The sequence below is a fragment of the Parabacteroides massiliensis genome, assembly GCF_900155425.1.
GTDB classification, from domain to species: domain Bacteria; phylum Bacteroidota; class Bacteroidia; order Bacteroidales; family Tannerellaceae; genus Parabacteroides; species Parabacteroides massiliensis.
Genome location: NZ_LT700190.1, coordinates 859350 through 874798, shown reverse-complemented (window position 1 = coordinate 874798; position 15449 = coordinate 859350). Strand labels below are relative to the sequence as shown.

The following is a 15449-nucleotide window of genomic DNA, read 5'->3' as shown; positions in this document are numbered from 1 at the left end:
AACGATTCAATTCATCACTTAAACACCTGAATCATCGGACGGCCGATCCAAACCTGCGGTTGCTTCAGCCCGAAGATATAAGCGATTGTCGAAGCGCAGTCGAACTGCATCATACTTTCCTGAAATTCATATCCTTTCTTGATCCCCTTGCCGGCAATGATGAAGGCCGTCTCCATTTCTTCCATCGTCTTGCCGCCATGTCCCTTTTTGATACCGCCATGATCGGCCGTAACGATAAAGATAGTCTCATCCAGCATACCGGCGTCTTTGACAGCCTGAATGATCTGGCCGATATAGCCGTCAAGTTCTTTCAGCTTTTCATAATAAGCCGGCGTGTCATGGCCTTCAGCATGACCGACATGGTCGGGTTCGTCAAAAACGATATTCACCAATGCCGGGTGGGCACGCTTGATATATTCGACCGCACACTTAGCTGTTGCCGGATTCTGCGGCTTATCCGTGATGTTTACATCGTAGCTCAACGCCAATGTATCGCATACATACCGGATTCCGGCCCATTCGCAGATACAGCCGATTTCGGCTTTCGGGTCGGATTCGCGGAGCAAACTGAATACAGTCGGGAAAATACCATTCTTATTCACCACACGGGAAGGCAGGTCCGGGGTTTGCGATCCCCATTCCGTATAACCGTGAAGCTCCGGTCCCGCTCCCATATACATGGAAGCCCAGTTCACGGCACTGGAAGATGGAAGGACAGAGCGTTTTTTCAACGTATAAGACCCTTCGGCCATGAGTTTCTTCACATTCGGCATCTCGGCCTTCTCCACGCTATAAGCGCCCCAACCGTCCAGGCCGATCAAAACGACATGCTTGGCTTTCCACTTGGCAGCCATCGAAGCATCGGCAAACAACATCAGAAATGCCAACGCAAAAATCAATTTTCCTGTTTTCATACTATTATAATTAAGTACGCAAAGATAGTTTATGTATATGACATTCAGGCACGGATTAAAGGCCTTTCTCAATATCCCGTTTACGTTTTAAGGCTTCCAGATAGTAATAATCGGCATAGTTCAGCGGGACGTCTATTTCCGAATTGTGAGGAATGCTGCCTACGGAATGCATCAGCAGGAAGTTTCCGTTCGTGCCCAAAGCAGCCCGGTAGGCCGGAGAAGAAAGCGAAACCAGGATACTGTCGGCATACGCCTTATAGCCGGCCGCATCCGGCACATCCATCGTACTGATCTCATAAAGGGCGGAAGCGATACAGGAAGCTGCCGAGGCATCGCGCGGTTCGTCGGGAATGTTCGGGGCCGACATATCCCAGTAAGGGATCAAATCATCCGGCATATTCTTCAAATTCTTCATCATATTGAAGGTCTTCAAGGCTTGATCCAGATATTTACGATCTTTCGTCTCACGATAGCAGATCGTATAACCGTAGATGGCCCATGCCTGTCCGCGACTCCAGATAGACTCATCGGCATACCCCTGTGCCGTCTGACGATGGCGCACTTTGCCATCCTTGACACTGTAGTCGATCACATGATAGCAACTGCCGTCCGGACGGAAATGCTCCTGCATGGTACGGTCGGCATGCGACAGTGCTATTTTATAGAAAGAAGAGTCGCCGGACAAACGCGTAGCTTCGAACATCAGTTCCAGGTTCATCATGTTGTCAATGATAACCGGACATTCCCAACCCCGCTCGGACTGCCATCCGCGTTCCACATCCCACGACTGGATGATCCCGGCTGCCGGACGAAAACGGGTAGACAACGACTTGGCTGCCTGCACCATCACATCCTTATAAGAAGGCGTTCCGGCCAACCGCAGTCCGTTTCCGAAACTGCAATTCACAATAAACCCGATATCATGATGCCAGGTCAGATTCTTGGCTTCCTCTATGGCATCCGTATATTTGGCAGCCAACGGCAGCAACGTGCTGTCGCCCGTCAGTTCATACAAATACCAGACCGATCCGGGGAAAAAGCCGCTCCGCCAATCCGCATAACCGCAATAGTAGACAGAGCTGTCCGTCTTAAGTGTCACCGGGTTCAAACATTTTCCACTCGCTTCGATCACATCAATCTCATTCCCTATTTGTGCACGGGCAAAATCGATATTCTCGTCGATAAAACTTTTTCCCTCTGTTTTAGGGGCATCCGCGCAAGAGAGCAGAAAGGCCGAAAAAGCAAACGCAATCCAATTTTTCATCATGTCTTTTCTATTTTATTGTTGTTATTGTATAAGTATAAGAGCCGGAAAGCGACTGCTTATTGGCGTTCAACGATATCCGGAAGAGCTGCCCGCCCCAGACATTCGACAGGCGGGGATCGTCTAACCGAACCGTCTCGACAACCGGCGTAAAGGTACTCTTATCATACGTCATCCGGACTTTCTCGCCGTTCACCTCAACCGTGACTATTCCCGGAACCGAGACATCTACTTTTCCCCAAGTGAGGAAATTGACCTGATTCGGTTTGTCCGCCTTGCTCAAAGAAAACGAATCTTCTATTTTCAGCGAGTTCTTTCCTATCTGGTACGAACGGATCCATTTTTTCACATTCGCCTCAGCCGGATAAGCCGTTGCTATATTAGCAGAGAAACACATCCGTTTCGGATCAAACCGCGCATCCGTAGCCTTATATTCCGAACCGAACCGCTCCGGTACGCCGTTAATCATAGGCAGGTTATGATAGTTGCTCTGCATCGTCCAGATAGAATAGCGTTCGGAGCTGAATGTCTGTCGGGTATACGTCCCGACTCCGGCATCGATAAAGACAGGCGTCGTATTTAAGTAGAGGGAGAAGGTTCCTACATCGTTATGATTATGGCTTTCATTATTATACCCGCCTTTAGCGGCCACGAAAAAGCCGTTCTTGTTGGTCATATAGCAGAACTCGGTTTCGGGATACCAAGAATAGGCGGGGACTTCATAAGCCACATCCGTTCCTGCCATCTCTTTGCTATAGAGTAAAGTCTGGAAAAGACGGAATATGTCTCCCGTCGGAGCAACATCCTTTGCTGAAAGGCTTTTGAGAAAAGCCGCGTAGCCCATCATGACCTGACTTCCGGTCGCTTTCCCATACCGGAAAATAAGATCGGCATCTCCTCCTCCTTTGGCAGAAGCATCAGCAAAATTCACAACCCATCCATTTCCAACATAAGAACGGGCAATATATTCGCCCATATTCTTTATAATCGGCTGGTCGAACACAGAGACAGTGCCACCTGTCCCGTCGTACAACATCTGAAGATAATCATACATCTTCCCTGCAGCATGCCCCCAATAGGAAGGCCCTTCCTCGCAAGCGCCGTCTGCATGCGTATAATTAATGAAATGGTCCACAGAAGTCATCGTCCGGTAGACCGCCTCAGCCAATTTGTCCCGGTCATTTTCGAGCAGGAAGAAACATTGCAGCACATTGAAGTTGCACCACGGATTCCAGTTATTCACCAATCCGCCGGGTTTCAAGTTGAACGCCATCCACCAGAAATGATCTTCATTCATATAAGTATCGAGGATACGGCTCTGCAATTCATGTCGCAGCCTTTTTGAAATCAAAGGATTTACTTTATCAAAAGACGGTTTCAGGTAATAATAGATCCAAGCCAACTGGGAGGCCAGATTTCCAGCCCCCAAATCAATCACATGTTCTTCATAGCTCGGGAAACACCCTCCGACCTTCTGCAGTCCCAAATGGGCGGACAGTGACCAAGTCGTCATTTCGCAACTTGCAAAAACCCCGTTGATAATCTGATCGACGAACCGTCCATTCCCTTCCGCCATCTCAGCCATAAACAAACTGCTCAATGCCGTATTATTCTTATTGAACGGACTTTCCATAATCGTCCGGTTACCACTTCGCCCGAATTCCAGATAATCGGTTGCTTTTACCACTTTCCATTCATAGTCCAGATAAGCCTCCCCTTTCCGGATATATTCCTCTTTATAATTACCCAGGAATGCGTTCCAAGCGGACCGATCGGAATAATTGGGATAAGGGACCCATTTCTGCCCCATTACCAAAGCAGATTTTACTTTCTCGAAATTAGCTTCATTCTGCAACAAATTGCGTTTTTCATACGCATGCAGGTGTGCGACTGTCCAAAGCAACAAGCACACGGTTGTGATAAATCGTTGTGTTTTCATAGGTATTACTTTTCAATATCGCAAAAATAAAAGTTTCCCCCGGTAAAAAAGCGTCCTATTTTTCCAATTCATGTGCACAGATTGTCCAAACACAAAAAAACAAGAAGTTCACCCATAAAAGAAGGCTTTGGTTCCCAGTCTCACAACCTTCCACAAAGCCTTCCGATAAAATTTATGTTGAAACTATAATGCCAAATCAATTAATTAATCCAACCCGTGTTCTGGATTAAATTATCATTTCTTTCACATTCAGTCGTAGGGATCGGCCATACATAAATATGATCACCAGCCCAAGAATACGGATTGACAATCGTACCCCATATTTCTTTAGAACCATTACCAGCCTTGCACCAGTCACCCATCGTCTTCCAACGTATTTCGTCATAGAGATTGACACCTTCCAACGGCAACTCCCAACGGCGTTCGTTGCGGATACGAGTACGCATATTATCTTGGCTACTTACAAAAGTCGGTTTACTCGGATCTGTTGTCTGCAACAATGCTATCCCAGCTCTTTGACGGACCATATTTACCAAATCGACAGCTTCCTGTTTGAAACCTTGTTCATTGATTGCTTCAGCTAACATCAAAACAACATCAGCATAACGGATCAACGGATAATCCGTTGGGCAATATTCGCGATTCGGAGTTTCAGAAGCTCCCTCTGCTACAAATTTACGATACAAATAATAGAAGTAGGTCTGAGAGTCCGTTCTCAAATCAAAAGGTACAGCCTCATCTGATTGAGTGGTCGGCCAACGCAGCGTATACGTATATTCATTTGAACCAATAGCACCTCTATATTCTGAATATGGAGTAATAACAGTCGCTAACAAACGTGGGTCACGGCTTTCATACGCTTTTCGTAAACGGGCTTCATTACCAGAAGGTATATATTTGGATATATCGGCCCCGTTTGCAATTGCCTGTTTAAATCCTATACGTAATTTATCCTTTATTTCATTTGGATACGTTTCCCATTCTCCAACTGTATCACGTAAGAAGAAGGCAACTCTCTCAAGCGGAGTCATTTCGTTATATCCCGGCAAAAAGTCATTCCAATTAAATGGCGTTCCATCAGCACATTCAAATGATTCTACCCAATGAACACTCGGCAAATAACTGTTCCAACAAGAACCGAAAGAGACACGGGAACCTAACCAAAACTCGGTTTTTCCACCGTAACCGTTAACTCCAATATTCTGCTCTGAAAAAATCATTTCATCACAATCTTCATTCGCTTCTTTAAATAATTGTTTGTATTCACCTTGAAACAACGCAAATCCTAATTCTCCGACTTTACGCAACGCTTTTTCTGCATTAGGATAATCTTTCATCCACATATACGTCTGCCCCATCAATGCATAAGCGGCCCCTTTTGTGACACGACCATAGTTAGGATCACCGCCCACATATTTGTTAGGCAAATTGGTACTGTTGACACAATCATTCAGATCGGAAAGTATTACTTCCCATACTTTGTCGACCGTTTCACGTGCATTCGTACATTCACTATCTTCCACCGGTTTCAAATAGACAGGAACCCCTTGAAATACACGATTCAAGCGAAAATAATAATAAGCACGGAGAAATTTGGATTCAGCCATCAGGCGGTCTTTTTTCGCTTCGTCGATCGGAGCACCTGGTAAATTAAAAATGGCATCATTTGCCCGATGGATACCTTCGTATAACTGTTTCCATGTATCAGAGAACAAACTGTTACTGGCTGTAATCGTACCATTCAACAACGCCTGAGGATCACGAGCCTGCCCGGCAAACCCCATTGCATCCTGAGTAAACATTTCATGTGCAACTTTGGCCTCACGCAAAGTTGCGTAAATACCGTTTACGCCCATGTCGCACATCGTTTCGTTGCCCCACATGGTTTCTGACCCGACCTTGTCATAGGGATTTGTATCCAACAAATCAGGTTTACAAGCTGTCATAGCAGAAGCGACAGCCGCAATAACTAATATATTATTAACTATTTTCATGTTTTCTTTGATTAGAATGTTACGTTAATACCTCCCGCAAATTGACGCAATGACGGATAATTGGTTTTAGCTCCCATTTCCGGATCTTGTCCCGGGAAGGAAGTGATAGTAAACAAGTTTTCACCCGATACATAAACTCGTACCCTCTCTGCAAATATTTTAGAAACAATATTTGCCGGCAATGTGTAACCGATTGTCAAGTTTTTCAATTTCATATAAGATCCATTGTACAAATAGAAATTACTTGTCTGACGGCTCTGCTTGTTACTCTCATCAACCAAACGGGGGAAATAAGCATTCAAATTGGTTCTTGGATCACTCGGATTTGTCGGATCATAAAAATAGTGGTCATTAGCAACTCGCTCAGAAACCGCACATCCATTTCTGATGGAGACACTGTTATATGGATCTTCTTCCCAATAGAGTTCGAAGCCACCATTACCAGCCCACAACATACTCAAGTCAAATCCTTTCCAACCGGCACTGATGTTGATACCATATCCAAACTTAGGCATGGCAGAAGAACCTTGGAATGTATAATCGTATGAACTACCGTATATTCCGTCACCATTAACATCTGCATAAATCAAATCTCCGTAATTAATTTTCGTCGGTCCAATGCCATTGTTCGGTTGGAACTGATAACCTGCGTCCATCATTGACTGTAACCATTTCATGTCTTGTTCCGTACGAATCATGCCGTCTTTCGGACCACCATTGATATTAACGGAACCATCACTATTGAAATGAGAACCATTACCTGAATAAGTATTTAATGTATAATATTCCTTGATTGAATGACCTTCAACAATACGTCCGTTATCTTTAGACACCGAAACTTCACCGATATTGGATTGCCATACTTTTTTACCGTCTTTTTCTATCCAACCAGTCTTATATTCGCCCAAATACTTGGTGACTTCATTATGATTGTAAGAAAAATTTGCCGATACGGCATAGTCCAACTCCCCGATTTTATCTTTCCAACCTAACGTCATTTCTACACCACGGTTAGTCACTTCCGCGGTATTCATAGTCGGAGGAGTTTTAATCCCCATTGTTAAGTGCAAGTTGGGAGTTGTCAAGATACCATCCGTCACTTTGTTATAAACATCGATTTCTGCTGTCAAACGATTGTTCAGGAAGCTGGCATCAAGACCAAAATTGGTAACAGTCGTACCTTCCCACTCCAAACGAGTATTACCTATTCGGTTCTGAGCCAACCCTGTCATTTGTTTTCCACCAAAAGAATAATTATAGGTTGCATAAGTAGCTTGGTAACCATAATAATCCTGATATCCGTCTTTGTCAGTAATGCGATTGTTACCGATCTGTCCCCAAGAAGCACGAATTTTCAAGTTACTCAACCAATCGATATTTTTCATAAAATCTTCTTCCGAAATACGCCAAGCAGCAGAGAAAGAGGGGAAAATACCCCATCGTGAGTCAGTATTAAAACGAGAAGAGCCGTCATACCGGAAGTTTGCCTCAAACAAATATTTAGACTTATAAGCATAGTTGAGACGACCAAACACAGAACGCAAAGCTTCGTCTTTTGCCGTACCGGAACTTTTTATCATCTCCGTTGCGCCATCAGGAACATTGATACTCGGATCAATCAATCCCTTCTTTTCCTGTTTGTGTTCATATTGTTTGTAATAATATTCATTATAACCAAGCATCACATTCAAATCGTGATCTCCCTTGAATGTTTTGTCATAACGAAGGATATTTTCCAACGTATATGTCTCTTCTGCATACGATTTCCAAGTCGTACTCATCTGATCGGGAGTCGTAGCAGTCGAACCGATACTACCATCGCTGAACTTATACCGTGCTACAGGAGAAGTATGGGAGTTATATTCATCAAAACGACGACCATAATTAAAATTAAAATCCCAGCTCAAACCTTCCATAAACTTGATCTTCGAATACATAGTCGTATTGAAACGAGAAGAACGGTCCTGACCATCCCTACTTTTCAAATACATCCACATATTGTTAGCTGTAGCACTTTCTTCCGCTGCTTCAGGATATCCTAATTTGCCGTCATACATACCAATCAAACCTGGTGTTGTTTGGCGAATAAAGTTTAACATACCCGTATCGTCAAAGTTTCCCTGATCCTTATCATTCATGATTGCATATGTACGAGTTCCCAATATCAACCATTTTGTCACATTCGCCTCAACATTGGCACGCATAGTGTAACGTTTCACCCCTGTATTTTCAACCAAACCGGGATTATCCATATAACCAGCAGACAACAGAAATGCGACCTTTTCACTGCCTCCGTTGACAGATACGACATGATCTTGAACTAAATTGTTCTGATACATTTCCTCGTTCCAGTTCGTATTCGGATAAGCCAGCCAGTTCGGTACGCCATTTGCAGTCAACCCGTTCGGATCTGCATTAGCAGCTTCCCAGGCACTGATTGTCGATTGAGAGAAGATATCCCTACTGCTATCCCCCGTAATATTATGATTCATCTCATTGATGATACGCATATGTTTCGGATAATCCGAGACAAAATCCAACAAATTAGAGGGTTGAGCTACAGAAAAAGTACCGGAATAGGTCACACGTATTTTTTCCCGATTACCTTTCTTTGTCGTAATCAAAATAACGCCATTGGCAGCACGTGAACCATAGATAGCTGCAGAGGCAGCATCCTTTAATACAGAAATAGATTCAATATCTTGTGGGTTAACAGCATCCATTGAAGCTTCCATTCCATCTACTAAAACCAATGGACTGGCGTTATTTAACGTACCTGTACCACGAACACGAATCGTCGCTCCATCATCGGTCGGATTACCTTTACTTTGCATAACTTGCAAACCGGCAGACAAACCACCCAAAGCAGAAGAAACATTTGTAATAGGACGATTGGCTGCCTGTTCCGAAAAATCGACAGAAGAAACAGCACCTGTTAAATTCACTTTTTTCTGCGTGCCATAACCGACGACTACAACCTCGTCTAATGCCTGAAAATCTTCAACAAGTTTAATTGTAAATGATTTTTGGTTGTTTATCGGAATTTGTTGTTCCTTATATCCGATAAAAGAAACAACTAAAATAGAATTAGGTGCGACTTCCAAAGAAAAATTACCGTCCATATCGGTAATAGTTCCGTTGGTTGTTCCTTTTTCCACCACATTGGCACCAGCAATAGGTCCAAGCTGATCTTCTACTACACCTTTAATAGTGTGTTTATTCTGTTGTAGCTGCGCTACAACAGAATTAGGTTCTGCAGAACCTAACGTATCGATTGAGGGATTAGCGGAAGCCATCCCGATTGATGCTAAGAACATGGAAGTTCCTAAGAACATCGCTCTCGATACATAAAAGCGTTTGAAATCTTTTGTCATAATAACACTAGATTTGATTAGTAATTTTGATTAGTAAATTCGATTTATAATTCATTTTATTATCATTTTTGTGCTTACCTGTTCAATATCACCATAGTTCTTCAAGAACTAAGGCTTACCGGCATTTATTATGATCCGATATTGTCAAGTTATGAATTCGTTTACGATAGCTTTTGAGGTAGTTTATGGTACATTTTGTATTAGATTTGTCTATAATTTCTTACTTTTTTAAGACATCATCAATATAATCATATTGATAAATCTGTTTTTTGTGGTCCACAGTGGCAAATTATAAATATCAACCAACAATGACATCGTTTTTCAGTATCAATATGCATGCGTGCAAATACCCGAACATGAATTCTAAATAAATATGTTGCTCATTAAGCCCCTCTTATATGTTATACAAAATACAATAGGATTTAATGCACTGATATGCAAACATTTAATATATTGCTAAAAACTCGCTGTTGGAAAATTAGTGCATATCAAATGGATAAAATTATACATCCATGCCCATTTTTAACATCTAAATTTGCAGCATTCTGATTGCAGTTCTTGAAGGACTCAGATCAAAATGCACTTAGGTGGAAAACACAATAGAAAAGCACAATGTGACAATTTAGAAAAACGAGAATTATTATCATTTTATTAATTAATCTGGTGTTATTATGACAAAAGATTTTAAACGCTTTTATGTATCGAGAGCGATGTTCCTGGGAGCAACCATGTTCTTGGCATCAATCGGGATCGCTACAGCAAATCCTTCAACCGATGCTTTAGGTTCTGCAGAGCCTAATCCTGTTGTCGCTTCGCCACAACAGAATAAACACGTTATTAAAGGTGTGGTAGAAGATCAGTTTGGACCTATTGCAGGCGCAAATGTGGTGGAAAAAGGGACAACCAATGGAACTATTACCGATATGGACGGTAATTTTTCTCTTGAAGTCGCGCCTAATTCTATTTTAGTTGTTTCTTATATCGGATACAAAGAACAACAAATTCCGGTGAATAACCAGAAAAACATTACTATCAAACTTGCCGAAGACTCTCAAGCATTGGAAGAAGTCGTAGTCGTCGGTTATGGTACGCAGAAAAAAGTCAACCTCTCCGGTTCCGTCACTTCCGTTAATGTCAGTGAAATGGCAGAAAGCCGTCCGTTGACAAATATCTCAACAGCATTGGCCGGTACTGCCCCCGGTGTACAGATCACATCCAGCAACAATATTCCGTCCAATAATGGAGATGCGGATATCAAGGTGCGTGGTCAGGGTACATTGAACAACTCTTCGCCTCTGGTCATTATCGACGGCGTGGAAGGCAGCCTGAACAGTGTCAGCCCGCAAGATGTCGAGACAGTCAGCGTATTGAAGGATGCGGCGTCATCTGCAATCTATGGTTCGCGTGCCGCCAACGGTGTCATCCTGATTACGACCAAATCCGGTAAGTCCGGCAAGATGAAATTGGATTATACGGGTTACGTGTCTTTCCAGACATTGGACAAACCCTATGATGTCATATCCAACTATGCCGATTACATGGAATATCTGAATGAAGGTATGACGAACAGTAATAAGCCGGCCCCCTTCTCTCAGAATGTGATCAATCTATGGCGTGAAAAATCGAAAGATCCGAACGGATTGAACGAATATGGTATGCCTAACTATCTGGCTTACCCGAACAGTGACATTTTTGATGTTTACGAAACGGGAGTTTCCCATCAACATAACCTGTCTGCTTCCGGCGGTACGGAAAAGATTACCTATTATACCTCTTTCAATTATTTGAACAATCCGGGTATCCTTGAAAATTGCGGCTACGAACGCTTCAGTCTTCGTGCGAATATCGATTCTCAAGTCAAAGACTGGTTGAAACTGGGAGTAAACCTAAGTGGATATACCGCAAATACGACCCCTGTAAGTGAAAATATCAATGATATCTATACTTATGGCCTGACCGGCGGAAATCCGGGTATCGCATATTTGGACGATCAAAACCGGTTAGGTATCAATGCAAACGCGGAAGATGATCCTCAAAATGCGGCGAACAATCCTTACAATCGTCTGAGAAATACGACCGGTAATATCCAAATGAATACATTGAAAACCCGTTTGTATGCCATTCTGACACCATTGAAAGGCTTGACGATCCAAGGTTCTTATACTTATGATTATTATGATAAGTTTAAAGAAAGCAAACCTAATTTTGTTCCGCTGTACAACTTCCAGACGAACACTTTGTATACGGACGGAGTAGGCCAAACCAGCATTTATAATTACAATGAAAAGACTTTCAGAAACTTTATGGATGCGACCGCGCGATATGAACGCAACTTTTTTGATGATCGCCTAAGCACGAGCCTCATGGTCGGCGCCAGCCAGGAACAGTATAAACGGCAATATTTCAGTGCGACACGCAAAGACCTTATCGATCCTTCATTGGGCGTGATCGACGGTGCAATCGGCGAATCTTCTTCGACCGGCAATATTACGGAATGGGCCATGCGTTCTTATTTCGGACGTCTGAATTTAGGATGGGACGACAAATACCTGTTTGAAGCGAACTTACGTGCAGATGGTTCTTCGCGTTTTCTGGCTGACAACCGGTGGGGCTATTTCCCGTCTTTTTCTGCTGCATGGCGTATCTCGGAAGAAGAATTCATGAAAAACATCAGTTGGCTGGATAACCTGAAGGTCCGTGCATCATACGGTTCGCTGGGTAACAACACGTTGGGTTCCAACCGCGACAACGATGGCAACTACACCTCGCAATCCTTGTATGCACAAACGAACTATGTCCTGGCTCGTGCCGTGGCAATGGGATTGTCGCAGACAGCTATCGCGAATGCTGCTTTAACATGGGAAACCACTCATATAACAAACGTCGGTCTCGACTATAACGTTTTTGGGAACCGCCTGTCCGGTAGTATCGAATTCTTCAACAAGAAAACAGACGGCATCTTGATCGACCTCCCTGCCCCGATGGTACATGGTAATGCAACCATCCCTAAGCAGAACGCAGCGCAAGTAACCAATAAAGGTCTCGAATTCTCGGCAAACTGGAGCGACAAAGCCGGAAAGGATTTCTCTTACAATGTCGGATTCAACTTTACTTATATCAAAAATAATGTGGATAAGTTCAAAGGAGACGATCCTTCTTACAGTGGTGCAAGGATGTTAAAGGAAGGCCTTCCCATCTGGTCGTTGTATGTTCGCGAAATAGATCGCATTGTTCAGACAGATGAAGATTTGGCTCTGGTACAGTCCATGCTGGACAATCCGGATGTGAAAGGTAAAGTCGTATTCCCATACGGTACTCCGCAAAAGGGCGATATCCTTTACAAGGATTTGAATGGCGACGGTCTGATAAATGATGACGACCGCGTTGTTGTCGGTAATGGTAGTAACCCGACCTTCACCTATGGTATGAACTTAGGATTCAACTGGAAAGGCATCGACTTCTCAGCTCTGCTTCAGGGACAGGCCGGCATCAAAGATGTATATTTGAGCGCTTTGTATAAAACGACAGTCCGCCTGGGTTATCAGTTGAACGCCGATGTTATCGAAGGGCGCTGGTACGAAGGCCGTACGGATGCCAAATATCCTCGCCTGTTGGACTACAGCGATACACGTAATGAACAGTATTCAGATTTCTGGGTAGCAAGCAAAGCTTTTCTGAAAATCCGTAACATCACGTTGGGATATACATTGCCTTCGGCATGGACAAAGGTTGCCTATATGGACAGAGTCAGAATCTACGGTAGTTTGGAAAACTTCTTTACATTCACCAAATGGAAAGGATATGATCCTGAAGTAAGTGGCATTGCATATCCGACAATGCGTCAGGCAGTAATCGGTATCAATGTAACATTCTAAACATGTTTGTTGAATTTATAAACAGAATTACAAGATGAAAAAATATATTATGCCTTTTTTAGCAGCACTTTTAGCATTGACAAGCTGCTACGACTTAGACAGGGCTCCTTACGATCAGTTGAGTTCTTCTACCTTTTGGCAAACAGAAGACCAATGCAAGTCCGGGTTGATGGGAGTCTATGCATCCTTGAAAAACACCGACTTATATGGCAAGATGTTCATGATCGACGTGAATTCGGATGTTGCCGTCGGTTATGACCAGTATGAAGCCCTTCAGTTGGGCACCTGTACGCCACGTACAGGTTTCCTGAACGGCAAATGGCAGAACGGCTACAATGCCGTCCAGCGTGCCAATCTGGCCATCCGCAGTATCGGCGAAGCTCCTATTGCAGAAGATGTAAAGAACAAAATGTTGGGGGAAGCCCGTTTCTTACGTGCATTGATCTATTTCCATCTGATGGATTATTTCGGAGGACTTCCCTTGTATGACGAGACTACAAATCTGGAACAGGATTTCAACAACTTGATGAAACCCAGAAGTTCGGCTGAAGAAACACGGGCATTCATTATCAGCGACCTGGAAAAGGCGCTGAATTCAGGATTGCCAGACAAATGGGACGACGCCAACTATGGCCGTGTAACATTGACCGCAGTCCAGGCTTTGCTCGGCAAGGTGTATCTTTATAACAAGGACTACGAAAAGGCTATTGAAAATCTTGAAAAGTCAACAAACGGACATGAACTGTACAGCAATTTCGCCGATTTGTTCAACCTGACCGGCCATACAAGCTCCGAGATGATTTTCTCCATTATCAATCTGGGCGGTACAGGCAACGACTACGGTATGCCCTTGTGTTTCTATGCCGGGACACGTAATTCTTACGGTAGCTGCTGGAACAATACATTGCCATCCGTCAATCTGGTAGACATGTATGAATACAAAGACGGACGTCCGTTTGACTGGGATGAATTGTTCCCCGGTTATACGACAGACAATCAAGTTCGTGAACGAGTACTCAGATGCACAGTCGATGATGCAGGTGCTGAAATTCTGGACAGACCGGCTGAAGCGGACAAAATATTGGAAATGTGGAACCAGCGCGATCCACGTCTGATGGCTACGGTTATCGCCCCTTATACAACCTATCTGGGTTGGAACCGTAACCAGGAACGACTGATGACGTTCATCTTCGCCAAGAACCCAAAAGGCGATGTTGTGGCAGTAAATGAGAATAACGGCTTCATGCGTAATAACAGAGGGGGTTGGGAAACCTATTTCTGGAGAAAATTCGTTCCGGAAGGAGACTGGAACGGAGCGATTACAAACCGTGCGCATACACCTGTCAACTTTCCGATCATCCGTTTGGCAGATGTCTATCTGCTGTTAGCCGAATGTTACAACGAAACAGGAAACCAGTCGAAAGCCGTCGAATATATCAACAAAGTCCGTACCCGTGCCGGTGTCGCTTTGTTGAACAGCGGCCCTTCTTACCTGGCAGCAAACAGCAAGGATGAAGTGTTCCAGCGTATTTTCCGTGAAAGAGCCTACGAATTGGCAGGTGAAGGCATTCGCGACAGCGATTTGCGCCGTTGGAGATTATCCCATCTTTTATTGAATCGTGAAGAATACGGTATCACCGGCAAACGCCTGTTGACTCGCGTATTCCGTGAAAACCGCGATTATCTGTGGCCGATTCCTGCTACTGAAATCGAAATAAACAACTCTTTAGAACAAAATCCTAACTGGTAATAGTTTTTAAGGTTTTCAAAAGTTACTTTTGTGAAGGGTCCAGGCCCTTCCGAAAGTAACTTTGTTTTTTATATAATCTAATATCATTTTAAGAGTTATGTATATACGCAATCTTATTTTGACAGGCTTGGCCGTTACGGCATCTATAAATGTCTGGTCACAACAGAAAACGAATCATGACAGAAAAAACGTTTTGTTTATCGTTTGCGATGATCTTCGTCCGGAGTTAGGCTGTTACGGTCAAAAACAGATCAAGTCTCCGAATATCGACAGTTGGGCGGCACAAAGCGTATTGTTTAACCGGGCAGAAACAACATTCCGGAACGCGCCCTGGCTAAC

The 15449-nt window shown here is 43.7% G+C and carries 7 protein-coding genes; 2 read left to right on the top strand and 5 right to left on the bottom strand.

Annotation, left to right across the window (positions count from 1 at the left end; translation table 11 throughout):
• Window positions 1–14: 14 nt before the first annotated feature.
• The 5 genes from BQ9893_RS10950 to BQ9893_RS10930 all read right to left on the bottom strand — a co-directional run bounded on the left by BQ9893_RS10950 (window position 15) and on the right by BQ9893_RS10930 (window position 9485).
• On the bottom strand, window positions 15–914 hold the full coding sequence (locus tag BQ9893_RS10950) for an alkaline phosphatase family protein (RefSeq protein ID WP_075966054.1): 900 nt from the start codon (window positions 912–914) through the stop codon (window positions 15–17).
• A gap of 55 nt (window positions 915–969) precedes the next feature.
• Window positions 970–2181: a glycoside hydrolase family 88 protein gene (locus BQ9893_RS10945; RefSeq protein ID WP_081415430.1), complete on the bottom strand. Its 1212-nt coding sequence runs from the start codon at window positions 2179–2181 to the stop codon at window positions 970–972.
• 7 nt (window positions 2182–2188) lie between these two features.
• The gene (locus BQ9893_RS10940; RefSeq protein ID WP_075966053.1) at window positions 2189–4117 is read right to left on the bottom strand and encodes a heparinase II/III family protein; all 1929 of its coding nucleotides are present in this window, start codon (window positions 4115–4117) and stop codon (window positions 2189–2191) included.
• A 200-nt stretch (window positions 4118–4317) separates the two neighbouring features.
• A complete protein-coding gene (locus BQ9893_RS10935) occupies window positions 4318–6111 on the bottom strand; it encodes a RagB/SusD family nutrient uptake outer membrane protein (protein ID WP_075966052.1) in 1794 nt (597 codons plus the stop codon).
• 11 nt (window positions 6112–6122) lie between these two features.
• Window positions 6123–9485, bottom strand: a complete 3363-nt coding sequence (locus BQ9893_RS10930; RefSeq protein ID WP_075966051.1) for a SusC/RagA family TonB-linked outer membrane protein — start codon at window positions 9483–9485, stop codon at window positions 6123–6125.
• A gap of 671 nt (window positions 9486–10156) precedes the next feature.
• On the opposite strand from BQ9893_RS10930, the gene BQ9893_RS10925 reads away from it, so the two are divergent.
• Entirely contained in the window at window positions 10157–13360 is a 3204-nt protein-coding gene (locus tag BQ9893_RS10925) for a SusC/RagA family TonB-linked outer membrane protein (RefSeq protein ID WP_075966050.1), read from the top strand.
• 34 nt (window positions 13361–13394) lie between these two features.
• A complete protein-coding gene (locus BQ9893_RS10920; protein WP_075966049.1) occupies window positions 13395–15110 on the top strand; it encodes a RagB/SusD family nutrient uptake outer membrane protein in 1716 nt (571 codons plus the stop codon).
• The last annotated feature ends 339 nt before the right edge of the window (window positions 15111–15449 follow it).